The organism is Wenzhouxiangella psychrophila (genome assembly GCF_042310375.1).
Classification (GTDB): Bacteria; Pseudomonadota; Gammaproteobacteria; order Xanthomonadales; family Wenzhouxiangellaceae; genus Wenzhouxiangella.
The window spans coordinates 561548-587151 of record NZ_JBHJMQ010000001.1 but is presented as its reverse complement, the minus strand read 5'-3'; the positions used below and the strand labels follow the sequence as shown (position 1 = coordinate 587151).

Annotated in this window: 22 protein-coding genes and 1 tRNA gene; 9 read left to right on the top strand and 14 right to left on the bottom strand. The window is 62.9% G+C overall.

Features of this window, described 5'->3' with window-relative positions:
- Positions 1-42: 42 nt before the first annotated feature.
- Positions 43-1311, bottom strand: a complete 1269-nt coding sequence (locus ACDC66_RS02540) for a hypothetical protein (protein ID WP_376695098.1) — start codon at positions 1309-1311, stop codon at positions 43-45.
- 124 nt (positions 1312-1435) lie between these two features.
- Here ACDC66_RS02540 and ACDC66_RS02535 point away from each other — a divergent pair, with 124 nt between their 5' ends.
- The 5 genes from ACDC66_RS02535 to ACDC66_RS02515 all read left to right on the top strand — a co-directional run bounded on the left by ACDC66_RS02535 (position 1436) and on the right by ACDC66_RS02515 (position 7953).
- Complete coding sequence (locus tag ACDC66_RS02535) at positions 1436-2437, top strand: serine/threonine protein kinase (protein WP_376695097.1); 1002 nt, start codon at positions 1436-1438, stop codon at positions 2435-2437.
- Entirely contained in the window at positions 2430-3083 is a 654-nt protein-coding gene (locus tag ACDC66_RS02530; RefSeq protein ID WP_376695096.1) for a 2OG-Fe(II) oxygenase, read from the top strand. Before ACDC66_RS02535 ends, ACDC66_RS02530 begins: the two co-directional genes overlap by 8 nt.
- Positions 3084-3160: 77 nt before the next feature.
- Positions 3161-3790 (top strand): TetR/AcrR family transcriptional regulator, encoded by a 630-nt coding sequence (locus ACDC66_RS02525; protein ID WP_376695095.1) that lies wholly within the window; start codon positions 3161-3163, stop codon positions 3788-3790.
- A 93-nt stretch (positions 3791-3883) separates the two neighbouring features.
- Positions 3884-4936, top strand: coding sequence for an efflux RND transporter periplasmic adaptor subunit (locus ACDC66_RS02520; protein WP_376695094.1), 1053 nt, complete (start codon positions 3884-3886; stop codon positions 4934-4936).
- A complete protein-coding gene (locus tag ACDC66_RS02515) occupies positions 4933-7953 on the top strand; it encodes an efflux RND transporter permease subunit (protein ID WP_376695093.1) in 3021 nt (1006 codons plus the stop codon). The genes ACDC66_RS02520 and ACDC66_RS02515 overlap by 4 nt, the downstream gene beginning before the upstream one ends.
- A gap of 30 nt (positions 7954-7983) precedes the next feature.
- On the opposite strand, the gene ACDC66_RS02510 is transcribed toward ACDC66_RS02515, so the two are convergent.
- Entirely contained in the window at positions 7984-8688 is a 705-nt protein-coding gene (locus tag ACDC66_RS02510; protein ID WP_376695092.1) for a YkgJ family cysteine cluster protein, read from the bottom strand.
- 193 nt (positions 8689-8881) lie between these two features.
- On the opposite strand from ACDC66_RS02510, the gene ACDC66_RS02505 reads away from it, so the two are divergent.
- Positions 8882-8956: transfer RNA gene (locus ACDC66_RS02505), tRNA-Val, on the top strand.
- 44 nt (positions 8957-9000) lie between these two features.
- Here ACDC66_RS02505 and ACDC66_RS02500 read toward each other — a convergent pair.
- Complete coding sequence (locus tag ACDC66_RS02500; protein ID WP_376695091.1) at positions 9001-10221, bottom strand: ISL3 family transposase; 1221 nt, start codon at positions 10219-10221, stop codon at positions 9001-9003.
- A gap of 200 nt (positions 10222-10421) precedes the next feature.
- Between ACDC66_RS02500 and ACDC66_RS02495 the strand changes: the two genes are divergently transcribed.
- Together ACDC66_RS02495 and ACDC66_RS02490 are read left to right on the top strand one after the other, a co-directional pair.
- Positions 10422-11117: an HvfX family Cu-binding RiPP maturation protein gene (locus ACDC66_RS02495; RefSeq protein WP_376695090.1), complete on the top strand. Its 696-nt coding sequence runs from the start codon at positions 10422-10424 to the stop codon at positions 11115-11117.
- Entirely contained in the window at positions 11117-11773 is a 657-nt protein-coding gene (locus ACDC66_RS02490) for a response regulator transcription factor (protein WP_376695089.1), read from the top strand. The genes ACDC66_RS02495 and ACDC66_RS02490 overlap by 1 nt, the downstream gene beginning before the upstream one ends.
- Positions 11774-11809: 36 nt before the next feature.
- Here ACDC66_RS02490 and ACDC66_RS02485 read toward each other — a convergent pair whose 3' ends face one another.
- Entirely contained in the window at positions 11810-13114 is a 1305-nt protein-coding gene (locus ACDC66_RS02485; RefSeq protein ID WP_376695088.1) for a sensor histidine kinase, read from the bottom strand.
- 239 nt (positions 13115-13353) lie between these two features.
- Between ACDC66_RS02485 and ACDC66_RS02480 the strand changes: the two genes are divergently transcribed.
- A complete protein-coding gene (locus ACDC66_RS02480; RefSeq protein ID WP_376695087.1) occupies positions 13354-13857 on the top strand; it encodes a DUF456 domain-containing protein in 504 nt (167 codons plus the stop codon).
- A gap of 237 nt (positions 13858-14094) precedes the next feature.
- Here ACDC66_RS02480 and nuoN read toward each other — a convergent pair whose 3' ends face one another.
- From nuoN to ACDC66_RS02430, 10 genes are all read right to left on the bottom strand, one after another.
- Entirely contained in the window at positions 14095-15531 is a 1437-nt protein-coding gene (gene nuoN, locus ACDC66_RS02475; protein ID WP_376695086.1) for an NADH-quinone oxidoreductase subunit NuoN, read from the bottom strand.
- Positions 15532-15593: 62 nt separating this feature from the next.
- Positions 15594-17105 carry an NADH-quinone oxidoreductase subunit M gene (locus ACDC66_RS02470; protein WP_376695085.1) on the bottom strand — a complete coding sequence of 504 codons (1512 nt, stop codon included), beginning with the start codon at positions 17103-17105 and terminating at the stop codon, positions 15594-15596.
- An 11-nt stretch (positions 17106-17116) separates the two neighbouring features.
- A complete protein-coding gene (gene nuoL / locus ACDC66_RS02465; protein ID WP_376695148.1) occupies positions 17117-19078 on the bottom strand; it encodes an NADH-quinone oxidoreductase subunit L in 1962 nt (653 codons plus the stop codon).
- A gap of 207 nt (positions 19079-19285) precedes the next feature.
- A complete protein-coding gene (nuoK, locus tag ACDC66_RS02460) occupies positions 19286-19591 on the bottom strand; it encodes an NADH-quinone oxidoreductase subunit NuoK (RefSeq protein ID WP_376695084.1) in 306 nt (101 codons plus the stop codon).
- Complete coding sequence (locus ACDC66_RS02455) at positions 19591-20193, bottom strand: NADH-quinone oxidoreductase subunit J (RefSeq protein ID WP_376695083.1); 603 nt, start codon at positions 20191-20193, stop codon at positions 19591-19593. The genes nuoK and ACDC66_RS02455 overlap by 1 nt, the downstream gene beginning before the upstream one ends.
- 13 nt (positions 20194-20206) lie before the next feature.
- On the bottom strand, positions 20207-20695 hold the full coding sequence (gene nuoI / locus ACDC66_RS02450) for an NADH-quinone oxidoreductase subunit NuoI (RefSeq protein ID WP_376695082.1): 489 nt from the start codon (positions 20693-20695) through the stop codon (positions 20207-20209).
- An 11-nt stretch (positions 20696-20706) separates the two neighbouring features.
- Complete coding sequence (gene nuoH / locus ACDC66_RS02445; protein WP_376695147.1) at positions 20707-21693, bottom strand: NADH-quinone oxidoreductase subunit NuoH; 987 nt, start codon at positions 21691-21693, stop codon at positions 20707-20709.
- Positions 21694-21722: 29 nt separating this feature from the next.
- Positions 21723-24086: an NADH-quinone oxidoreductase subunit NuoG gene (gene nuoG, locus ACDC66_RS02440; protein ID WP_376695081.1), complete on the bottom strand. Its 2364-nt coding sequence runs from the start codon at positions 24084-24086 to the stop codon at positions 21723-21725.
- 53 nt (positions 24087-24139) lie between these two features.
- Positions 24140-25435 carry an NADH-quinone oxidoreductase subunit NuoF gene (nuoF, locus tag ACDC66_RS02435; protein ID WP_376695080.1) on the bottom strand — a complete coding sequence of 432 codons (1296 nt, stop codon included), beginning with the start codon at positions 25433-25435 and terminating at the stop codon, positions 24140-24142.
- Entirely contained in the window at positions 25428-25595 is a 168-nt protein-coding gene (locus ACDC66_RS02430; RefSeq protein ID WP_376695079.1) for a hypothetical protein, read from the bottom strand. Before ACDC66_RS02430 ends, nuoF begins: the two co-directional genes overlap by 8 nt.
- Positions 25596-25604 lie beyond the last annotated feature (9 nt).

The following is a 25604-nucleotide window of genomic DNA, read 5'->3' as shown; positions in this document are numbered from 1 at the left end:
GAAAGCCCCGCGGCCTGACGGTCGCGGGGCGACCAACAAGCTTTAACCGCCGCCCTCCCGGGAATCGTCGTCCCCGTTTTCCCCGTTGCCGTTGTCCTGATCCTCGAGCAATGGATCATCAGCTCGGTCGCCCGGCGCATCGACGGGAATGGGCTCGTCTTCCCAGAGTTCAACGTCGGGCTCTTCGTCGAGATACTGGCGCAGTCGGTGCTGGCGTGAACGTTCATTCTCGAACTGGATCTCCAGAGTGAAAGTCAGGCGCCAATCGCTGCGCCGTTCGCCGGTATCGAAGTCCTTGGGCCAGGCATGGGCCGGCTCGATCTCGTAGTAGAGCCAGTGACGCAGGAACTGGCGGCGATAGCGCAGGGCGACGAAGTATTCCTCGGTTTCGAATTCCGGTTCGGTATGGCCCCAGGCGCCGATCTCGGCACGGACGGCGCTCTTGAGATCCAGCTGGCGGAACGACACCAGGCCGGTGCGCCAGTCGATGCCGTCGGACTTCTCTGACCAGGTGCCGCGCCCGCTCCAGCGCAGCAGGCGATTGCGATCCGGTAGCCATTCCCAGTCCAACCTTGTGGTCAATCCCAGGCCCTCCTCGCGTTCCCAGAACGCAGACTGCGTGAAGCGCCCCAGGGTCCGGTCGGTCAACCCCCGGATGTAACGATACCGTCCCCGCAAGCGGGGGTTGAGCGAACCGCTGCTAACGCGGATGGTGCCGTCGACATCGAAGCGACTGCGCGCTCGCTCGCTGGCCAGAAATCGCAGGCCCAGCCGCGTCTGATTCTCGGGATCGTCGAACGCGCCCGCGGGATCCGAATAGTCGCCCTCCAGATCCTCGTCGCGCGCGACCAGCAAACGGACCCGTTCTGACAGGCGCGGAAGGATGACGTTGGCGCGCACCCCGACCCGATACTGCCAGCCCTCGTGCTCATCCCAGCGCGCGGCATTGCGCAGGCGCACGAAGCTACCGACGGGATTTTCTTCCAGGGTGCGTGGGTCGCCGAAGAAACCATCGAACCAGGCCGCCGGTGCACACAGTCGCTGGTTGAGATAGGAGTGCGTCAGGTCCAGCCAACCTTCAGGCCTGCCCTCCTCGTCAAGGCAGGAGACCTGCATCAGGCGTTGCTGTCGGGCCTGACGTTCGGCACGTTTCTCGTTGGTCGCGCTTTCCTCGACCTGCTTCTGCCCTTCGGCCTGCTCCTCTTCGGTCTGACGCTCCGCGACGTCCAGCGTCGCATCACCGGCGTACGCGACCGACGCGAGAGCGGTTGCCATGACCGCCAGCAGAAGGCGTGGATCACGTCGTTTCATGACACAATCCTCATCGAATATGGTCCTTCAGAATGCACAAGCCCCGGACAAGATTGCATGCTAGTGAAGTCATCATACGACAAGTCCAAGATTTGGCGCACCAGCCCGCAACGATGGTACCGGCATGAATGAATCGACCACGGGCACAAGGCCGTATGAGAATCTGGGCCCGGAAGTGGTACTCGATGCCGTCGAAGCACTGGGGCTGCGAGCTGACTGGCGGCTTCTGGCGCTCAACAGCTTCGAAAACCGGGTCTGGCAGGTCGGCCTGGAAGACGCCGAACCCGTGGTGGTCAAGTTCTACCGGCCCGAGCGCTGGAGCGACGAGGCGATCGAGGAAGAGCACGCCTTTTCCATCGAGCTGGCTGACTCGGGCCTGTCCGTGGTCGCTCCCGTTTCGATCCAGGGGTGCACCCTGCATCGACACGAGGGTTTTCGCCTGGCGGTCTTTCCACGCCGGGGCGGGCACGCACCCGAACCCGCTCACGAGCCCACACTGCGAACGCTGGGCCGCGCGCTGGGCCGCATGCATGCCGTCGGGGCGACCGGACGGTTCCGGCATCGGCCGGAACTGACCATCGCCGAACGCGGTCGCGAGCCGGTCGACTGGCTGGTCGAGAATCGCTGGCTTCCGCCGCACCTGGAGGAAGCGTTTGCGAGCCTCGCAGAGCACCTGCTCGAAGCCATAGCCGCGGCGTTCGAACGTGCCGGCGACTACCGACGCATCCGCCTGCACGGCGACTGCCATCCGGGCAATATTCTCTGGCGCGACGAGCATGCGCATTTTGTCGATCTGGACGACTGCCTGACCGGCCCGGCGATCCAGGACTTGTGGATGCTGATTTCCGGCGAGCGCCCCGAGCGCGAGCAGCAGATGGGCTGGCTGATCGAGGAATACCGGCTCTTCCACGAATTCGACCCGCGCGAGCTGCATCTGATCGAAGCATTGCGTACCCTGCGAATGATCTACTACCAGGCCTGGCTCGCACGGCGCTGGGATGATCCCGCCTTTCCCGCCGCCTTCCCATGGTTCGGCGACGACCGTCACTGGGAGAGCATTATCGGACAGCTGCGCGAACAGCTCGCCGAGCTGTCCGAGCCGCCGCTGAACCTCACGCATGGCTGAATTGGCGCTACCGATCGACCGCGACACCTTCGAGTTGGCCGCGGGCGGGTTGCGCGAAAACGGCTGGTGGGTGGGTGAAAATGCGCTGGATCGCTCGCTCGTCGACGAACTTCGCGGCGACCTGAACGAACTCATGGAAACCGATCGTCTGCATCGGGCCGGCATCGGCCGTGAACGGGACTTCCACCTCGACCGCGGAATCCGCAGCGATCGCGTCTTCTGGCTGACGCGCCAAAGACCGGTCCAGACGCGCTTTCTCAAGCGGATGGAGCAGCTTCGGCTGTCCCTCAATCGCGAACTGTTTCTGGGCCTGTTCGAATTCGAGGCCCATTACGCGCACTACCCGCCTGGCGGGCTGTACCGAAAACACCTCGACAGTTTTCGGGGCGCGGCCAATCGCGTCGTCTCCGCCGTGACCTATCTGACCGAGAACTGGCAGCCCTGCGACGGCGGCGAGTTGGTTGTCTACGGAGAAGATGGAGAAAGCGTTTCGGCCACGGTCGAGCCACGCGCCGGGACGTTCGTGTTGTTTCTCAGTGAAGAGGTTCCCCACGAGGTCCTGACCTCCCGCACCGACCGCACCAGCATCGCCGGCTGGTTCCGGCTCAATACTTCGATCGGCGGCCAGATCGACCCGGCCCGGTAAATCCACATCGAATTCCCGTCCCGCTTCGGAGATCGCTAATTGACCGGTCGGTCAATCAATGCTAATCTCGCGCCGAAATGAACGAATCCATCGCCACAAGAGATCCGGATCTCACCCGGGCCCGCATTCTTGAAGCGGCATTCGACCTGTTCGTCGACCGCGGTTTCGCGGCCGTGAGCATGCGCGAACTGGCCGAGCGCTCGGGCGTGACCAAGAGCCTGATTCATCACCATTTCGGCACAAAGGAAGGCCTCTGGGACGCCGTCAAGGAAGTGGCTTTCGCTCGTTATTACGAAGGGCAGAAGGATGAACTCGAGGGCGCGGACAGCCCCGACCCGAAACTGCTGAGTAACGGCGTCATTCGTTATTTCCGCTTTCTGCAGGACAACCCGCAGGTCGTTCGGCTGTTCACCTGGATGCACCTGGAGGGCGACACGACCTGCAACGAAATGGACGCCGAACTGGTCGAGCTCGGCGCCCGCCGCGTACGCGAGGCCCAGGAAGCCGGCCTGCTCCGCTCCGACGTCAATCCGACCCACGTGGTTACCGTGTTCATCCACGCCTGCTCGCAGTGGTTCGAAGTGCGCACCCAGCACAAGAATTGGAAAGGCAACGGCAGCGACGATGAATATCTCGACGATTTCCTCAAGATTTTCATGGACGGCCTGGCACCACGCGCGACCGTGCCGCAAACCGACGACAGCTGAGTCTTTTTGATCATGAACTCCGAGACCCTTTCAAACGCCCAAATAACTGACCGACCGGCCAGTTTATTACAGACTTCTCGACGCATAGTGCAGGTGCCGTTCCTCGCCATTCTCCTGGCGGTGGCCGTTGCCTGCTCGAATGGAACCGGCACCGAGGCACCGCCGCGGGAACCGGGCCAACCCGTTCGCGTGGCCGCGGTCAGCGACAGCAAGCCGCCGGTGCGGCTGCGCTTACCGGGTGTGACCCGCGCGGTCGAACGCGCCGACCTGGCCTTCCTGCACAGCGGCCTGCTGGCCGAGCGCCTGGTCGCCCGGGGCGAATCAATCAGCGCAGGTCAGGCTCTGGCCATCCTGCATAACCCCGCGCTGATGCCGGGTGTATCAGGCGCCGAAGCCCGGGTTCGGGAACTCGACGAACAGTTCGAGCGGCTCGAGCGCGAAACACAGCGCCTGACCAACCTGCACGAACGCGGCCTGGTGTCCACCGACGAACTCGATCGCGTGCGGGCCCAGCGCAATGCCACGCGCGAAGCGCGCGGCCAGGCTCAGGCCCGGCTCGAGGAAGCGCGCGATCAGCTGGATGAAGCAACGCTGCGTGCGCCCTTTTCCGGCCGGGTCGCGGCCCTGCCGGTCGAACCCGGCCAGTTCGTCAGCCCCGGCCAGACGATCATTTCCATCAGCGCACCCGAGCGCCTCGAGATTGCCCTCGATCTGTCGACCCGGCAGGCGCGGACACTAGCCGTGGGTGATTCCGCAACAGTGCGTGGAGTCGACGGCGGCGCGAGCAAAAGCGGATCGATTCGGGAAATTGGCCTGCCCGCTCCGGGCCAGCCGGCAACGGCTGTCATCGACCTGCCCGACGCTGACTGGCCCGAGTGGTCGCCCGGGCAGGCCGTGCACGTCGAACTGTCCTGGACCGGCAGCAACCGGCTGAGTATCCCCCTCGACGCCCTGGTCGATACCGGCGAGGGCCTGCCGCACGTGTTCCGACTGCGCGATGAACACGCCGAACTCGTCAGCGTCATTCCCGGCGAACTCGACGGCGGCCGGGTACGCGTCGACGGTGATCTCGAGCCCGGAGACGAGGTGGTCATCGCCGGGCACGGCCAGTTGCTGAACGGCGAGCGGGTGCGGGTTCTGCGATGAGATTGATGCAAGCCGCCCTGCACCGCCGGCGCCTGATCCTGACCGGCGTGGCGATGCTCTCGGTGATCGGCCTGGCAGCCTGGCTGGGCATGGACCGCCAGGAAGATCCCTTTTTCCCGTTTCGCTACGGCAACGTCCAGGTGGCCTGGCCCGGCGCCGAGCCGGCCGAGATCGAACGCCTCGTTCTCGACCCGCTGGAAGAGGAAATCGCCGGGGTCGAGGAAGTCAACGAGATCCGCGGCACCGCGCGCCTGGGCTTCGCCCACCTGATCGTGGGCATGCATCAGCACGTCTACGATACCGACGCCGTCTGGGATCGCATTCGCGTCGCGGTCGAGCGAGCCGAGCAGCGCTTTCCCGACGGCGCCGGCCCGGCCGCCATCGAGGACCGCTCGATGGAAACACACGGCATCGTGCTGGCCGTGACCGGTTCCGACGACTTGCTGGATCTGCTCGATGCCGCTCGCAACCTCAAGCGCGACCTGTTCCGGATTCCCGATGTCGGGCGCATCGATGTGCTGGCCGATCCCGGCGAACAACTCATCATCCGGCTCGACGATGCCGACGCCATGGCGGCCGGTATCGACATTCAGTCGCTGGCCGAACAGGTCGCCGAACGCAACCGGGTCATGCCCGGCGGCACCCTGGCCAGCGGCGGCCGCGCCCTGGTGGTGCGCCCGCTCACCGATTTCGACGATATCGAGGCGCTTGCCGACACCCCGATCCGCACGCGAACCGGGCAGATCGTGCCTTTGAGCGAAATCGCCAGCATCCGGCTGGCTCCGCAGGAGCCGGCCGTGGAGCGTATGTGGTTCAACGGCGAGCCCGCGATCGGGCTCGGCATCGTCATCCCGGAGAACCGGCTCAACGCCGTTCGCTTCGGACGCCAGGCGCGCGAAATCATCGAGGAACTGCGCCCGGACTACGCACCGCTGGACATCCGCGAGATGTTCTACCAGCCGCGCTGGGTCGAAAAGCGAATCGGGGAACTGGGGCGATCCCTGCTGATCGGCGTAGGCGTGGTCGCCATCGTCCTGCTGCTCACCATGGGACCGAGGCTGGGATTCGTCGTCGCCACGCTCCTGCCGGTGGTCACCCTCAGCGGCCTGGCCATCTACGCCATGGGCGGCGGCGTGCTCCACCAGATGGCCATCGCCGGCATGGTGATCGCGCTCGGTATGCTGGTCGACAACGCCATCGTGATGGTCGAGAACCTGCAATGGCATCTCGACCGCGGCAAGGGTCGGACCCAGGCGGCCGTCACCGCCGTGGCCGAGCTGGCTGGCCCGCTGGCGGCGGCCACCGGCACCACCCTGGCGGCATTCACGCCGCTGCTGCTGTCGACTGGCGACACGGCCGACTTCACGCGGGGTATTCCGATCATGGTGATGCTGATCCTGGTGGTGAGCTACCTCTACGCGGTGCTGGTGACCCCCGCAGTCGCGGCCGCCATACTCAAGCCCGGCGAGGGCAATACCTCGGCAGGGCTGGAAAATATCGGCCGGCGCCTGGGCCGCATCGCCGTGACCCGCCCCTGGCCGGTCATGGGCGTGACCGCGCTGATGGTCGTCGGCGCCCTGGGCATCAGCGGGTTCATGCAGCGCGACTTCTTCCCCAGCACCGACCGCAACCAGCTCATCGTCGACCTGTATTTCGCGGAAGGTACGCGGCTCGAGCACACCGCCCTGAAAGCCAGCGACCTGGCCGCTTCAATGGAAAACCTGCCGCAGGTCCGTGCCGTGCACCACTTCGCCGGCTTCAGCGGCCCGCGCTTTTACTACAACCTGATCGAGATTCCACGCTCGCCCCACCTGGCCCGACTGGTGGTCGTTACCGACGACGACTCACAACTGCCCGAGGTGATGGACTGGATCGATCGCCATGTATCCGATCGAATCCCGGATGCCCAGGTGGTCGCCCACCGCCTCGGCCAGGGGCCGCCGGTGGACGCCCCGGTCGAGGTCTTGCTCTACGGGGACAATTCCGCCGATCTGGCACGCGCGAGCCGTCAGGTCATGGCCGCGGTGCGCGCCACGCCCGGCGCGCGCGACGTGCGCCACAAACTCGGCGACGGCATGCCCACGCTGACCTTCGCCATCGACGACGCCGAGGCGGCGCGTCACGGCATCAACCGCTCCGACATCGCCAATGTGCTCGCCCAGGCCAGCTTCGGACGGCAGATCTCGACCTGGCGGGCGGGCCGGGAACCGGTGCCGATCAGCCTGCGAAGCCCCGATGGCGAGGACCTGCCCGAACGCGCCCTGGCGGGACTTCAGGTACCCACCGCCGACGGCCCGGTTCCGCTGGACCAGTTCGTACAGGTCGGACTCGACCTCCAACCCGCGGTCATCCTTCACCGCGACCTTCAGCGCATGACGTCCGTTCTGGCCGAAACGACCGGGGAGGTGACCTACAACGAAGTCGTCAGCGAGCTGCAGCCCCGGCTCGACCAACTCGAGCTGCCGCCGGGCGTGCGAATGGAACAGGGCGGCTCCGCGGCCGAGGCCGATAGCGCCAACAGCGCCCTGTTCAGCTCCCTGCCCATCGGCGTCGTACTGCTGATCGGCTTTTTGCTGTGGCAGTTCAACTCGTTCCGCCTGGTGGGCCTGGTGTTGCTGACCGTACCGCTGGCGGCGATCGGCGTCGTACCCGGCCTGATCCTCTCCGGTCAGCCCTTCAGCTTCACCGCCACCCTGGGCGTGGTCGCACTGATCGGTATCGTGGTGAACAACGCCATCGTGCTCATCGACGTCATACAGACCAACCAGTCCGAGGGTCTGACCGTCGAGCAGGCGGTTTCCGGCGCCGTGGGCCGACGCATCCGGCCCATTCTGCTGACCACGGCCACCACCATCGTCGGCCTGCTGCCGCTGACCCTCACGCAGTCCACGCTGTGGCCGCCGCTGGCCTGGGCGATCATCTCCGGACTGCTGGCCGCGACCCTGCTGACCCTGGTGGTGATTCCGGCGGCCTATCGGCTGGTCCAGCCCGAAGACCGTACCGCCCGAGTCGGCTGACCACCATCGCCCCGCGGTGACCCGAGCCGGTCACCCGTCGGGCGGAATCTCCAGCGGTACCCGAAAGACTCGCTCTCCCGCTTCCATACGCTTGCGGGCTTCCGGATCGCGCATGGCCTCGGCCAGCGCGGTCGCCAATTCGTACTGGCGGGCGTCGTAGCCGGCCCGCTCCAGCGCCGACAGGAAACCGGCCTGCGAGCCCTCGTGGACCTGGGCCAGCGCCTTGATCTGCGGATGACCACGGTCGAGGTCCTCGGGGTGGTTGAAGGAGTCTTCGCAGGCGGCTTTCGAGGTGGAGTGGTAACTGCGGCAGTTGAGCGGGCGCCCCGCGTAGCCGCTGCAACGGCCTTTGACCAGGGCCGGACAGGGAATGTTGGTGCGAAGAATGTCGTCGGAGTCCAGATCGCGAAGCCGCTGGTCGGTCTCCTCGGCCCGCTGCTCGAATCGCGCGAAGGCCTCCCGGTGGAGACTGCCCCGAAGATAGTCGAGCAGCGCGAACACCTCAGGCGCCGTTGCCATCACGCGCAGGTGACAGCAGAAGTCGCAGCCGGCCTCGCAGGCCAGCGGACCGCGGTCGGCAGGCGGAAGGCGTCGCGTTTGCGACTCGACCACGCGCTGGGCCTGCCGCAGGCCGCGCCCCGACCCTTGCCGCATGGCACGGCCCGTTTCCTCGAGGCTTTCCTGCGCCACCCGCATCCGGATAGCGCCGCCGGCAGTATGGCGGGAGTCGGTCATCGCTTCACAATCGGCTTTACAGAGACCGAATGCTACCACTGCCAAAAGCGCCCTATCGCAACCACCGACCGCTTGCGTGGTGCGGGCCGCCGGCTAGACTACCTTGGCAAGCGCATTGTCTGTTGACCATTCTCGCCGCATATCGAGTGGTGGTTGCTGTCGGCGTCAAAGCGGCCTAAAATACGCGGTCTTCGGGCGATTAGCTCAGTGGGAGAGCACTGTCTTCACACGGCAGGGGTCGCTGGTTCAAGTCCAGCATCGCCCACCACCGAATTCCAGCGGGGCCGGCTCTTCCGGCCCCTTTTTTGTGGTTCATCGCGCATTACCGGGGAAGGCTGCCCGGATCTTGAGGAAGAAGTATTCCTGGTCACGGTAGCCGTAGGCCCTGCGCTTGATGACCTTGATCGTGTTGTTGATGCCTTCTACCACGCTGGTATTGAGCGGGTGACGGCAACGCGCCAGAATGCCGTGTAGATAGGGCTTCAGGCGCTGTGCGAAGCGCTGCAACGCATCGATGCCGCTGCTCATGGCCTGATCGAACCAGTTTTGCCAGGCCTTGAGGGCCCAGCCCTCGCGGCGGTAGTACCACAGCCGCTTGAGCTCGTCGCGCAACAGATAGACGGTCAGCAATGCCTGGTTGGCTTCGAGCAGCTCATCGAGCCGGACCTTCTGAGTCTGGTTGAGCCCTTTCCGGTTGCGCAGCAGCAACCAGCGGGCGGACTTGACGACCTTTCGGGCCGGCCGATCCTGACGCAGTCGGTTAGCCTCGTCGACCCGAACCCGATCGATCACTTCACGGCCGTACTTGGCCACGACGTGGAACAGGTCATAGACGATCTCCGCCTGCGGGCAGTGGGCCCGGATCTCCACTTCATAGGCCGTCGTCATGTCGATGGCGACCGCCTCGATGCGCTTGCACACCCCTTCGGGCAGCCCCTCGAAGAAGGTCTGCGCGGTCTCGCGGGAACGGCCAAGCCCGACCCACAGCACTTGGCGCTGGATCGGTTCGACGACCACCGTGGCATAGCGATGCCCCTTGTGAAGCGCGAACTCATCCATGGCCAGGTAGCGGATCGCTGACCAGTCCGGCTCAGGCAGACTCGCTTTGAGCCGGTTCATGTCGATGCCTTTGACCGTGTGCCAGTCCAGATCGTAGAAACGGCTAACGCCCTGAATCGTCATCCCTTCCAGCAATCGGCCACAGGCATCGGCCAGACGGTCGGTGACACGCTGATAGCGACTCAGCCAGCTCAGCTGCTCCAGGCGTGGCCCGCCGCAATGGTCGCACCAGACCCGGCGGCGAGGGACCACCAGAACAACCCGATACTCAAACAGCGGGAGATCCCGAACGCGACGAGTGACCGTTTCATGCACCTGCCGGCATCGCTTCCCGCAGCCCGAGCAGGTCATGACCTTGCGCGTGGGCTCCAAATGAAGCTCGACGGTGCCCGTCTCGCTCTCGGGCCAGACCACGTCCTTGAGCCGATAGCCCTCCCAGGCTCCCAGTCGTTCCAGCGTCTTTCGGTCAAGCATCGGCCTCTCCAGAATCTTTTTGATCTGGAAAGACTACGACTACTCAGCTAGAAATGCTCCCCGGAATTGCGCGAAGAACCTTTTTTGTCCTGCCTGTTTACGTACAACTACCGTACGTGCAATTGCGTAATGACTGCACGTCCTCCTTTACCTAGCATGTCGTCACGCCAAGACGACTGTCCGCAAGGAGGACACATTAAGTGTTGACATCAATCCTGCAATCCATCAGGAACCGCCTCGACGGTGCCGGCCTCTGGCTGGCGCCGCTGGGGCTTCGACTGCTGCTGGCCTACGAGTTCTTCAGCGCCGGGCAGCAGAAGCTCGGCGCCGGCCTGGGCGAGGCCCCCGGCTGGTTTGCCAACCAGAACTTTCCCATTCCGTTCGGCCTCCTGCCGGCCGACATGAACTGGATGCTGGTCACCCTGGGCGAGCTGGTGGCCGGCCTGGCGCTGTTGTTCGGCCTGTTCACGCGTTTCTTCGCGTTCGTGCTGCTGATCATCACCACTGTGGCCATCGCCGCCGTGCACTGGCCGGAATCCTGGGCCAGCCTCGGACAGCTCTGGGAAGGTTACTCGGTATCGCGCGTCATGGACGACGGCGAGTTCCGCGGCAACTTCCGCATTCCGCTGCTTTTCCTGGCCATGCTGCTGCCGCTGCTGTTCTCCGGCCCCGGCAAGCTGAGCCTCGACCACCTGATCGTGCATCTGACCGGCAATCAGAAACTGCAGGAGACTACAACCGACACGACCGCCTTCGCGCTGGCTGCGCTGATCTTCGCCGTGATCACCTTCTGGTTGATCCCGACCTGGGGCATTGTGCTGACGCTGGTCGCCATCGCCCTGTTCATTCGTGCCAGAATGAGCAGCCAACCGGATTCCAACGGCAAAGACGGCTAATGACCGCCGAGAAATCCACGGCAAGCGATCAGGCTCGCGCGCCCTGCGTCTTCGTTACCGACGACGACGACTCGGTGCGCGAGGCCATCGCCTTCCTGCTCGACTCCGAACAACTGGACTACATGCTTTGCGCCTCGGCCGACAAGCTGCTCGGAGCCGTCACGCCCGATCATCGCGGCTGCATCCTGCTCGACGTACGCATGCCGGGCCTTGATGGACTACAGGCGCAGCAGGCGCTCAACGAGCGCGGCATTCGCTTGCCGGTCATCTTCATTTCCGGTCACGCCGACGTCAACACGGCCGTTCGCGCCGTACAGGCCGGCGCGCTGGATTTCGTCGAGAAACCGTTCAACGATGAATTGCTGGTCGAGAAAATCCGGAACGCCACCGAACTCGACCGCGAGGAATGGGAGAACGAAATCGAGCGTGACGAGATCGAACGGCGAATCGTCTCGCTCACTCCCCGCGAACGCCAGGTTGTGGAAGGCATTCTCGAGGGCAAACTCAACAAGATCATCGCCGACGACCTGGACATCAGCGTGCGTACCGTCGAAATCCACCGCGCCAATGCGCTCGAGAAGATCGGTGCACGCAACAGCTCTGAGATGATCCGGATGGTGCTGTCGAGCTACAGCTACCGCAACTGGCTCCTATAGCGACTGTCGTCTTCGACCCAGTCGCCGGGGCAGCTGTCAGGTTTTGACAGCCTCCGCAATCCGGTGAACCGGCAGGCTGAAACAGAACGTCGCACCCGGCCCCTGGGTGTCCTCGATCCAGACTTTCCCCTGGTGACGATCGATCACCGATCGGCACAACGACAGCCCGATGCCCAGACCCTGTTTGCGGGTACTGACAAATGGATCGAACAAGCGCTCGCGCAGTTCCTCGTCGACGCCCCTGCCGGTATCACTGACGCAAACCACGACCTCATCACCCTCGGCGCTGACATGAACCGACAGTTCCCGGCGGGAATTTTCGCTGTCATTGATGGCTTCGATGCCGTTACGCACCAGGTTGAAAATGACCTGCTGGATCAGCACCGAGTCGACCCGCACCGTGGGCAGGTCCTCCGGCGCGATCAGGCTAAGACGGACGTGGTGATGACGCGCTTCGGTCTCGAGCAGGATGCGGCATTCCCGCACCAGGTGGGCGGCGGGAACGGGATGGGGTTTCATTTCACCGCGACGGATGAAGGTGCGAAGCTTGCTGACCACCTCCCGCGCATGCTCGGCACTGGCGAGTGAGCTACTCATCGCCTTGTGAAGGTCCGATTCGGAAAGCCGCCCCTGCTCGAGCATACGCAGACAGGTGCGGCAATAGGTCATGATGGCCGTCAGTGGCTGGTTGACCTCGTGGGCGAGCGCCGAAGCCAGTTCGCCCATCGAACCCAGGCGCGAGACATGGGCCAGCTCGGTCAGGTGTTGACGAGCCCGGGCCTCACTGTCGCGCAATGCGCGCTCGGCCTGCAGGCGTTCGATCTCGGCGCCGGCCCGCGCGGCGATGATGCGAAACATCGATTCGACGACGGCATCCTCGGCCATCGGCTTGCGACCGTACACCGCGATGTGCCCCAGGGTTCTTCCGTCGCTGGGTGCGAGCACCGGGATGCCGATGAAGCTCTCCATCCCCCCTTCTTCAGCAGCCCACTCGGGAAACCGCTTCGACAGGTCGTCGGGATAGAAGCAGAAGGCACCACCGTGAATGACTTCCTCGCAGGGGGTTCCGACCAGGTCGAACTCGATATTCTCGGCGATATCTTCACCCTCCCAGAAAGCCAGGGTTCGGACATGATTTTCGGGATACTCCAGGCACTCCGTCGCCAGCGCGGCGTTGACGTCCAGGCTCTCGGCCAGGCGGGTGACCAGTGCGCGGAAATAGTCGGCACCGGTCAGCGGGGCGGTGATCTCGTTGATCATCTCGACCATCTGCTCGACCTGCCAGCGACGATGGTCGCCGTTGGCGGGCGCTGGCTCGGCCGCTCGGGACGTTTCAGACACCGGACTATCCATCAAACGACTCTCTCTTCCGCTTCAAGGGCACGCACCAATTTCTGGCAGCCGACCGACGGAATCGTTCCATGCACCATGGCACGCGGAATCTGTCGCTACGGCGTTTGCAGGAGGTGCGTGCATGAGCCGATTGTACGGTGGCCTGCAGCGGGCGCGCAAAGGCGGCCTGTGACAAAAAAGGGCACTGCCCCTATGATGTGCAGGTTCGATTCACAAGGCAAAATTCAATGGAATGGCTGAGTTGGGAACTACTGATCTGGCCCACCTGGGTACTGGCCGTGTTGTTGGTGGTCATCGGCCTGATCGGCACCGTGCTGCCTATTCTCCCCGGCGTTCCCATCATGTTGCTTGGTTTTGTCCTGATGGCCTGGCTGGACGGTTTCGTACATGTGGGTTGGGGAACACTGTTCGGCCTGACGGGCCTGACCATCCTGTCGGTGTTCATCGATTTCATTGCAACCGCCGAGGGAGCGCGACGTTTCGGAGCGGGGCGCTATGCAATCCTGGGCGCCACTCTGGGCTTGTTGTTCGGGCTGTTCTTCGGGCTCGTCGGCATCCTGCTTGGACCCTTCCTGGGCGCCGTCCTCGGTCACCTCGTCGGGAAAGCCAACCTGGATGATTCGATTCGCGCCGGCGTCGGCGCCGGCATCGGCGTGATGGTGGGCACGGTCGCCGGGGCAGCGATCGGCGTTGTGATGGTGGTTTGGTTCGCGCTGGCGTGGTGGCTTTAAGGGGTTCCGGGTTCCGGGTTCCGGGTTCCGGGTTCCGGGTTCAGGTTTCAGGTTTCAGGTTTCAGGTTTCAGGTTTCAGGTTTCAGGTTTCAGGAAGATATTAAGGGGTTTGGGGTTCGGGGTTCGGGAACGAACTCGATTGGGTTTAAAACGAAGGGCATGCATGACGCCAGGGTTTTCGGCAAGGAACAATCGGCTTCGCCAAACGCTCCTGAACCCTGAACACTGAACCCCTTGTTACACGAACGAACTCACGCACAGGCTGATCAGCCCGCCGGAGAAGATACCCAGTGCCAGCATGGCCACGCCGTTGACCGTCAGGACAGCCCGAAAGTCGACCGGGGCGGAAACCGGCTCGGCGTGCTCGGGCTCATCGAAATACATCAGCTTGACCACGCGGAGGTAGTAGAAGGCGCCGATGACGGCCGTGATGACCGCCAGGATGGACAGCCAGGTAAAGCCCGCGGAAAGCGCGGCGGCAATCACCTGCCACTTGGCGAAGAAGCCGACGAATACCGGAATACCGGCCAGCGAAAACATCAGCATCAGCATCATCAGCGCATGCCATGGGTTGCGCTTGGCCAGGCCCTTGAGATCGTCCAGATTCTCTGCTTCCGCACCCTTGTTCGACAACAGGATCAGGACGGCAAAGGCGCCGGCGGACATGATGGCGTAGACAATGGCGTAGAACATGGCCGCGGCGTAGCCCTGCTGGGTCGCCGGCAGCATGCCAAGCAGCACGAAGCCCATGTGCGAAACGGTCGAATAGGCAAGCATCCGCTTGATGTTGGTCTGGGCAATGGCGACCACGTTGCCCAGCACCATCGAGAGGCCTGCCAGAACGATCAGCATGCCCTGCCAATCGGCGTGGAGTTCGATCAGGCCGTTGTCGAGCAGGCGGATGGCCAGCGCCACGGCGGCCAATTTCGGTACCGAACTGAGGAAAAGCGTAATCGGCAGCGGCGCGCCGTGATAGACGTCGGGGACCCACATGTGCAGCGGAACGGCGCCCAGCTTGAAGGCGATGCCCATGACGATGAAGACCAGTCCGACGGTCAGCAGCATACTCTCGCCCATTCCGGAGGCCAGGGCGGCATTCACCGCATTGAGATCCAGGCTGCCGGTTGCACCGAAAATCAGGCTCATGCCGAAAAGCAGGAAGCCTGACGCCAGGGAGCCCAGCACGAAGTACTTCATGGCCGCTTCGGAACCCTGCAGGGAATTGCGATCGATCGCCACCAGCGCGTAGCTCGCAAGGGTCAACAGTTCGAGACCCAGGTAGACGGTCAGCAGGGATCCGGCCGAAATCAGCACCATCGTGCCAAGAAGGGCGAACAGGCTGAGGGTATAGAACTCGCCCTTGAACAGGCCGAACTGACGCAGGTAATGCTTGGCGTAGACGAACACGCCGATCAATATCAGGTAACAGAACACCTTGAGCACGTCACCGAATCGGTCACGGATGAAGGTATCGCTGAAGGCGTAGACCACTTCTCCGGGCGCCATCATCAGGCGCAGGCTCAGGATGGTGGCAAAAACCAGCGTAATCACGGCCAGTGTATGCGTCAGCCCGCGCCGCTCGTCGGAGATGAACAGGTCGGCCAGCAGTACCACGCAAGCCATGCTGAGCACGAAGATCTCGGGTAGCGCCAGTTGCAGTTCGGCAATGGTCATGTCGTAATCACTTGTCTATTTCTATTGGTCCACAGAAGAAGGTGTGTTCATCCATGGACGGATTAATCAAGTTTCGATTGCATGATGTGCTCGACCAGGTTCTGGACCGAAGGCTCCATCAACTCGATCAGCGGGTAGGGCCACAGCCCAAGGCCCAGCGTGAAGATCGCAAGGACCGTCAGCATGAACCACTCCCGACCGTCGAGATCCTTGAGCGAAGCGACATTGTCGTTGGCCACTTCTCCATAGAACACGCGCTTGACCAGCCACAGACTGTAGGCCGCGCCTAGAATCAGAGTAGCCGCAGCGGCGAAAGCGAACCAGAAACTGGCGTGGAAGGCCGCCAGGATAACCATGAACTCGCCGACGAAGCCGGAGGTGCCGGGCAGCCCGGAATTTGCCATGAAGAACAGCACGGCGAACATGGCGAACCAGGGCATGGTGTTGGCCACCCCACCGTAGGCCGAGATTTCGCGGCTGTGGACCCGATCGTAGAGCACGCCGACGGCCAGGAACATGGCGCCGGAGATGAAGCCGTGCGAAATCATCTGCACCATGGACCCCGAAATACCAAGACCGGCGCCGGTCAGTTCACCGGTATTGCGTGCGATGGCAAAGGCCAGGAACATGCCCAGGGTGACAAAGCCCATGTGCGAGATGGAGCTGTAGGCGATCAGCTTCTTCATGTCACTTTGCGCGAGCGCCACAAAACCGATGTAGACGATGGCGATCAGCGACAGGGCGATTACCAGCCAGTCGAGGTGCGCGGCCGCATCCGGGGTGATCGGCAGGGCAAAGCGCAGCAGGCCGTAGCCGCCGATCTTGAGCATCACCGCCGCCAGGACGACCGAACCGCCGGTGGGTGCCTCGACGTGAGCGTCGGGCAACCAGGTATGCACCGGCCACATCGGCACCTTGACGGCGAAAGCGATCAGGAAGGCCAGGAAGACCAGGATCTGCGCCGACAGACCGAACCGGTGCTGCTGCAGGTCGGCCACGGCGAAACTGCCGGAATCGAGGTAGAGCCACAGCAGCGCGATGAGCATGAACACCGAGCCGAAGAAGGTGAAAAGGAAGAACTTGACCGTGGCATAGATCCGGTTGGGCCCGCCCCAGATACCGATGATCAGGAACATCGGGACCAGGATGGCCTCGAAAAATACGTAGAACAGCAACGCGTCGAGCGCTGCGAACATGCCGGTCATCAACGCATGCAGCATCAGGAACGCGGCCATGTACTGGTGCGGCCGGTCAGTGATACGCCAGCCGCCGATGACCACCAGCACGCAGATAAGCGTGTTGAGCAGGATCAGCGGCAGCGAAAGTCCGTCGATGCCCAGATGGTAGTGAATATTGAACGCCTCGATCCAGACGGCCTTCTCGACGAACTGCATCTGCGCGGTCGAGGCATCGAAGCCGATGTAGAGCAGCAGCGACAATGCGAAGGTCACCAGCGCGACGATCAGTGCCAGCGGGCGAACCAGGTCGGGCGAGCGCTGACCGAGCGCGGCCACGACGACGGCGCCGGCGATCGGAATCCAGGTCAGCAGACTCAGCAGGGGCCAATCCAACATCGATTCAATCCTTACCGGAGCAGAACGAACGACGCCACGAGCGCGACCAGCGCGACCACCATGACGAAGGCGTAGTGGAACAGGAAGCCGGACTGCAGTTGACGCAGTGCGCCGGACATGCGACCAACCATGCGGGCCGAACCATTGACCAGCCAGCCGTCGATGACGGTGCGGTCACCGCCCTTCGACAGGCCCGAGGCAATACTCAGGCCGGTACCGGCCAGGATCTTCTGATACAGCTCGTCGAAGCCGTACTTGTTGTCGAGGATCTTCCAGACGGCGTGGAATCGTTGCTTGAGCGATTCGGCCAGGGCCGGATTCAACAAGTAGACGTAGGTCGCAACCCCAACGCCCAGCATTGCCAGCCAGAACACCGGCGTCATGAATCCGTGCAGGGCGAAGGCCAGAACGCCATGATCAAACTTGCCGGCCAGGTTGTTGGCAACGACGTCATTGGCCTCACGCACGAAGATGGAATCAGACAGCGCCCCACCGAACAACAGCGGCTCGACCGTGAAATAGCCGATGGCCAGAGACGGAATGGCCAGCAGGATCAGCGGAACGGTCACCACCGCGGGCGGCTCGTGTGCGTGCGAACGGGTTTCCTCGTCCATCCGCGTGGGCCCGTGGAAGGTCAGGTAGAGCATGCGGAAGGTATACAGCGCGGTAATCACCACGCCGGCCATGACCGCGAAATAGGCAAACCCGGCACCGGGTCGGTCAGCGTAGTGAACCGCCTCGATGATGAGGTCCTTCGAGAAGAAGCCCGAGAAGAACGGGAAACCGATCAGCGCCAGCGAGCCGACCCAGGCAGTGGCTGCAGTGATCGGCATGTACTTGCCCAAGCCCCCCATTTCGCGCATGTCCTGCTTGTGGTGCAGCGCGATGATGACCGAACCGGCGGCCAGGAACAGCAGCGCCTTGAAGAAGGCGTGGGTCATCAGGTGGAAAATCGCTACCGAGTAGGCAGAGGCGCCGAGCGCCACGGTCATGTAGCCCAACTGCGACAGGGTCGAGTAGGCGACGACGCGCTTGATGTCGTTCTGGACGATGCCGACCAGGCCCATGAACAGGGCCGTGATTGCCCCGATGACCAGGATGAAGCTCAGGGCGACGTCCGAGGTCTCGAAGATCGGCGATAGGCGCGCAACCATGAAAATGCCGGCGGTGACCATGGTGGCGGCATGGATCAGCGCCGAAATCGGTGTGGGACCTTCCATCGAGTCGGGCAGCCACACGTGCAGCGGCACCTGCGCCGATTTGCCCATGGCACCGATGAACAGGCAGATGCAGATGACGGTCATCAGCGACCACTGCGTATCGCCGAACAGGCTGATGGTAGCGCCCTCCACGGCCGGAACCTGCGCGAACACCTCGGCGTAGTTGAGCGAACCCATATACACCAGGATGGCGGCAATACCGAGCAGGAAACCGAAGTCGCCGACGCGGTTGACCAGGAAAGCCTTGAGATTGGCCTTCACCGCCGTATCCTTCTTGAACCAGAATCCGATCAACAGGTAGGAGACCAGACCGACCGCTTCCCAGCCGAAAAACAACTGCATGAAGTTGTTCGCCATCACCAGCATCAGCATGGCGAAAGTGAACAGGTTGATGTAGGAGAAAAAGCGCTGGTAGCCGGGATCGTCGTGCATGTAGCCGATGGTGTAGATGTGCACCATCAGAGAAACGAAGGTCACCACGGTCATCATCAGCGCGGTAAGGCTGTCGACCAGGAAACCGACCTCGAAGCGAATACCGTCCGCCACTGCCCAGGTGTAGACGGTGTAGTCCATTGTCGGCAAGCCGTTGAAGAAAACCTGCCAGGCAACCCAGGCCGACAGCAGGGCAGAACCGGCCACCGCGAGAATGGTGATCCAGTGCGCACCCGCTCTACCGACCTGGTGACGCAACAACCCGGCCACGGCGCTGCCGATCAGCGGCAGCAGCGGTATCAACAGCAGTACGGTTTCAATACTCACAGCCTGTCATTCCATTCTTTAATTATGAAACCGTCCACAGATGAACACAGATAAACACAGATCAAACAAAAGGCTTCGGACAATCCGTCGAGAGGCCTGAGCATTCAGGTGTTGCTCCAGTTGCACTTTATTTCCTTTTTCTCTTTTTTTTTAAATCTGTGTTCATCTGTGTTCATCTGTGGACAATTGAATTTTTCGAGCCTAACCCTTCAGGTCGGAAATATCCTCGACGCTGATCGAGCCGCGGTTCCTGAACAGCACTACCAGCAGCGCCAGGCCGATGGCGGCCTCGGCCGCGGCCACGGTCAGGATGAAGAACACGAACACCTGCCCGTCGAGCACGTCGAGAAAACGCGAAAAGGCGATGAAGTTCATGTTCACCGACAACAGCATCAGCTCGATGCACATCAGCAGGATGAGCACGTTCTTCCGGTTGAGAAAGATGCCGGCGACGGCAATGCAGAACAGCACCGCGCCGAGGGTGATGAAGTGCGCCAGTGTCAGCATCAGCCTTCCTCCCCTTCACTTTTCATCTTGACCACGCGCAGGCGCTCGTCACGCTTGACGCGCACCTGGCGGCTCGGATCCTGGTGCTTGGTTTCCGGACGCCGGCGATGCGTCAGCGAGATGGCCGCGATAATCGCCACCAGCAGCAGAACGGCCGCGATTTCGAAGGCATACAGGTACTCGCTGTAGAGCAGTTCACCGATCGCGCTGGTGTGGCTGTACCCCTCGCCCTCGGCCGCGGGCATGAACTCCGTCTCCATGCCGCGCGTCCAGATGACGATGAACAGCTGTATGGCCATGGCCAGGGAAACCAGGACGCCGGCCGGCAGGTATCGTGCAAAGCCTTCCTTGGCCGAGGTGACGTTGACGTCGAGCATCATCACCACGAACAGGAAAAGCACCATCACTGCGCCGACATAGACCAGCACCAGGGTAATGGCCAGGAACTCGGCCTGCAGCAGAATCCAGATGCAGGCGGCCGAGAAGAAACTGAGAATCAGGAACAGTACCGCATGGATCGCGTTGCCCACCGTGATGACACTCAGTGCCGACAACACCAGGACGGTACTGAACAGGTAGAAGACGATTTCGATGATTGGCATACCAGTCAGACCCTTAGCGGTAACGAGCGTCTTGCGCACGGTTGGCGGCGATGCTTTCCTCGAACCGATCACCGATCGCCAGCAACTGCTGCTTGTCGACGACCTTTTCGGATTTGTCTTCCATGTGGTATTCGCCGATATCGGTCAGGACGATCGAATCGACCGGGCAGGACTCCTCGCAGAAGCCGCAATAGATGCACTTGAACAGGTCGATGTCGTAGCGGGTGGTTCGCCGGGTGTTGTCATCGCGATTGTGCGACTCGATGGTGATCGCAAGCGCCGGACAGACCGCCTCGCACAACTTGCAGGCGATACAGCGCTCTTCCCCGTTGGGGTAGCGACGCAGGGCATGCAGCCCGCGATAGCGCGGTGACTTTGGCGTCTTCTCTTCCGGGTAGTTGAGCGTCGATTTCGGCGCCACGCCGAAGCGCCAGGTCACGGCCATGCCGCGGAACAACTCCAGCAGCATCAGTGAACGAAGATATCGGGTGACAGCTTGCATAAATACCTCGATCAGCCTCCGAACCAGCCCATCACGCGGAACACGCCGGCGACCATGATCCAGACGATGGTAATCGGGATGAAGACCTTCCAGCCCAGGCGCATGATCTGGTCATAGCGATAGCGCGGGAAAGTCGCCCGAAACCACAGGAACAGGAAACAGAACACCACGGTCTTGAGCAGGAACCAGTGCACCCCGCCCTCGCCCAGGAACGACTCGCCGATCACCGGAATGCCGGCAAACGGCGAGAGCCAGCCGCCCATGAACAGCAGGGAGGCCAGCGCCGAGATCAGGATCATGTTGGCGTACTCGGCCAGGAAGAACACCGCAAAGCCCGCGCCGGAATACTCGACGTGAAAGCCGGCGACGATTTCCGACTCGCCTTCGGCGACGTCGAAAGGCGCACGGTTGGTCTCGGCCACGCCGGAGACGAAATAGATCACGAAAAGCGGCAACAGCGGCAGCCAGTACCAGGTAAAGATATTGCCCGACTGCGCCTCGACGATGGCCGTGAGGTTGAGCGTGCCGGCCAGAACGATCACGCCGACCAGGGCAAAACCCATGGCGATCTCGTAGGAAACCGTTTGCGCCGCCGCTCGAAGGCCGCCGAGCAAAGCGTACTTGGAGTTCGAGGCCCAGCCGCCGAGCAGAATGCCGTAGACGCCCATCGAAGTCAGCGCCAGGACCATCAATAGCCCGGCGTCGATGTCGGCCAGCACCAGCCAGTCATCGAAGGGCACCACGGCCCAGGCCGCCAGCGCCGGCGCCAACGACAACAGGGGCGCCAGCAGAAACAGGAACTTGCTGGCGTTGGTCGGGACAATGAGCTCCTTGAAGAGCATCTTGAACACGTCGGCGAAGGGCTGCAGCAGGCCGAGCGGACCAATGCGGTTGGGTCCCCGGCGCGAGTGCATGTAGCCAAGCACCTTGCGCTCAAAATAAGTGTAGTAGGCCACACCGATGGTCACCGGCAGGATGATCATCATGATCTTGGCCATGGTCCACAGCAGGGTCAGCAGCTGATCGATCATGAAAGCGCCTCCAGGCTGATCTCACCGCCGCCGGCGCCCAGGGTCGAAACCGGGCAGGTGGCCACCGGCAGACCGACGGCTCCGGGTGCCACCCGGGCGTCGATGACCAGGTCCATTTCAACGCTGGCCTCGCCCTGGCTGACGCGGACCCGCTCGGCGTTTTCCAGCTCATGGCGACGGGCCGTGGCCGGATGAACGGCGCACACGGTGGGTGCGGCATGGGTGGTCGCCTGCAGCGCCGGCGCGCGGCGCAACAGGTTGTCGCCGGAATGGATCGGCACCTCGCCGGTACGCCAGAGTGTATCGCTCTCGGCCAGGCTGGGGTCGGCGGGATCGTCGCAGGCGGCTTCCACGGCATCGGCCGCCAGCGCACGCTCGGTTACGGCCTCCAGCGTGGCGAAATCGAAACCTTCCGAACCGACCATTTCACCGAGCATCCTCAGAATCTTCCAGCCGGCGTGCGCCTGGCCGGGTGCCCGGCCGACAGCCTCGAGCGTATCGCGATGCCCGTCGGCATTGATCCAGGTGCCGTCGACTTCGGGCGCCGGCGAGAGTGGCAGCAGCACGTCGGCGGTTTCGCGCAAGACAGGGTTGTCGTAGGTCGTGGCCGCGACGACCGAGGCGGCGCCGTCGAGCGCCCGGCGCGCGGCGGCCGGATCGGCCAGGTCGAAGTCCGGCTCGACATCCCACAGCAGATAAGCCTGTCGACCCTTTTCGATCATGGCGCGGGCGCTGAGTCCGCCGGCACCCGGCACACTGCCGGCCTGCCAGCCACCCATGCTATTGGCCGGCCCGGGCAGCACCACCAGGGCGACTTCCAGCGCCTTGGCCAGCCATTCGGCCAGACGGCGCAACCAGCCGGCTTCGGGATGGTTGAGAGCCTGGTCGCCGAGTATCAGAACGCCGGAATCGGCATCCTTGAGCATGCCCGCGAGCTGCTGGACTTCCTGTTCGGGTTGGCGCTCGGCAATGTATTCACCCAGCTTACCCTCCGGCAGGCTCGTGCCGGTCAGGTCGGCGGCCACCTTGGCCAGTCGGGCGAAGGTATCAACCATCGCCTGCGGCGGCACGATCAGCCGCTCGGCCAGGTCGAAATGAAAGTCCCATGCCACGCTGTTGAGATCGGCGATCTTCGCGCCGTTCAGGCGCCAGGCCGTGCGCATCCGGTGACCCAGGATCGGCTGTTCATGCCGGATATTGCTGCCGACCAGCAGGATGGCGTCGGATTCGGCAATCTTCGCGGTGGGCACGTCGAGGTGTCCTCGCCCGGCCTGCGGGTGAGAGAAATCGAGCAGACGCAGTCGGTGATCAACGTTTTCACTGCCCAGCGCACGCGCCATGGACGCGGCGAGATAGTGTTCCTCGGTGGTCGCGCGCGGGGAGACCAGCACGCCGAGTTCCTTGCCGCCATGCGTCTCTACGGCGCCCTTGATCGCACGAGCGGCAGCCGAAAGCGCGTCTTGCCAGCTGACCTCTCGCCACTGGCCGTCGACCTTGATCTGCGGCGTGGTCAGGCGGTCGTCGGCGTACAGGCCGAAATGGCTGTAGCGATCCCGGTCGGCCAGCCAGCATTCGTTGACCGCCTCGTTGTCTCGCGGTACGGCGCGCATGATCTTCGCGCCGCGCGTGTGATAGAACAGGTGCGAGCCCAGGCAATCGTGCGTGCCGATATATTTCCGGGCGCGCATTTCCCACGGCCGCGCGGTATGGCGGAAGGGCTTGTTGGTCAGCGCGCCGACCGGGCAGAGGTCGATGACGTTGCCCGACAGCTCCGAGTTGATATTGCGCTCGACGAAGGTGCCGATTTCCAGGTGCTCGCCGCGGTTCATGCCGCCGAGCTCGGCAGTGCCGGCGATTTCTTCGAGGAAGCGTACACAGCGCGTGCAGTGAATGCAGCGCGTCATGTCGGTTTCGATCAGCGGGCCGACGTTCTTGTCGCGCACCACGCGCTTGCGCTCGGTAAAACGCGAAACCGAGCGGCCGTAGCCCATCGCCAGGTCCTGCAGCTCGCACTCGCCACCCTGGTCGCAGATCGGGCAGTCTAGCGGGTGATTGATGAGCAGGAACTCCATCACCCCGCGCTGCGCATCGACGGTTCGGCGCGACTCCGTGAACACCTTCATGCCGTCGGCCACTGGTGTAGCACAGGCCGGCAGCGGCTTGGGCGCCTTCTCGACGTCGACCAGGCACATGCGGCAGTTGGCGGCGATCGAGAGCTTGTGGTGATAGCAAAAACGCGGAATATCGATTCCGGCCCGGTCGGTGACCTGGATGATCATCTCGCCCTTCTTCGCCTCGAGCGCTCGCCCGTCGACCTCGATGGTGACGATATCGTCCTGTTTGTTTTCGGCAGTAGCCATCAATCTATTCCGATGGAATGCTTGTGAAATGCGCCCACAGATGAACAACTCATCTAGGCCGCCTCGCCAATCTTGTCGGCCACCATCGAGCGGCCGTGCTCGACGTAGTATTCGAACTCTTCCCGGAAGTGCTTGAGGAAGCCCTGCACCGGCCAGGCTGCGGCTTCACCGAAAGCGCAGATGGTGTGGCCCTCGATCTGCGTCGTCACCGAAGCGAGGGTATCCAGGTCTTCCTTCCTGCCCTGTCCGATCATGATGCGGTGCAGCATGCGATGCATCCAGCCGGTGCCTTCGCGGCAGGGCGTGCACTGGCCGCAGGACTCGGCGTAGTAGAAGCGCGCGATGCGCTTGCAAGCCGCGACCATGTCGGTGGTCTCGTCCATGACGATCACCGCGCCGGAGCCCAGGCCGGATCCGGCCTTCTGGATGGCGTCGTAGTCCATGGTCAGGTCCATCATGACCTCACCCGGCAACACCGGCATCGACGACCCGCCGGGGATCACGCCCTTGATCTTGTGGCCCTCGCGCATGCCGCCGGCCATCTCCAGCAGTTCGGAAAACGGCGTACCCAGCGGAATCTCGTAGTTGCCCGGCTTGTTGACGTGGCCCGAGACCGAAAAGATCTTGGAGCCGCCGTTGTTGGGTTTGCCGAGCTCGAGGAACCAGTCTCCGCCGTTACGCATGATCGACGGTACCGAAGCCAGTGTCTCGGTGTTGTTGATCGTCGTGGGGCGACCGTAGACGCCGAAATTGGCCGGAAACGGCGGCTTGAAACGCGGCTGGCCCTTCTTGCCCTCGATCGATTCCATCAGCGCGGTCTCTTCGCCGCAGATGTAGGCGCCGGCACCGAGCAGGTTGTGGATATCGACATCGATTCCCGAACCCAGGATGTCCTTGCCGAGGTAGCCGGCCTCATAGGCCTCTTTCAGCGCCCCCTCGACACGCTCGAACGGCTCGTGGTGGAACTCGCCGCGCAGGTAGTTGAAAGCCACGGTCGCGCCCATCGAATAAGCGGCGATCGCCATGCCTTCGAGCAAGGCGTGCGGGTTGTAGCGCAGGATGTCGCGGTCATGGCAGGTACCCGGCTCGGACTCGTCGGAATTGCACACCAGGTACTTCTGACCGGGTGCCGAGCGCGGCATGAACGACCACTTCAGGCCGGTCGGAAAGCCGGCCCCGCCGCGACCGCGCAACGCGGACTTCTTGACCGTCTCGATGACGTCTTCCTGAGGCGTCTTGTCCTTGAGGATCTTCTCCCAGGCCTGCCAACCGCCGTGCTTGCGATAAGCCTCCAGCGACCAGCACTGGTCTTCATCGAGATGCGTGAAACAGATGTTGTGATCAGCCATGGTTGATAACCTTGTCCACAGATGAACACAGATCGACCCAGATAAAAGCTGCGGCTTCGGGAATCAGGTTTTCATGAACAATGCTGCACCCATCCGAAGGCGGCGGCGCATCAGTCAAGGTCAAAAACCCACATCCCCATCTGTGTTCATCTGTGTTCATCTGTGGATG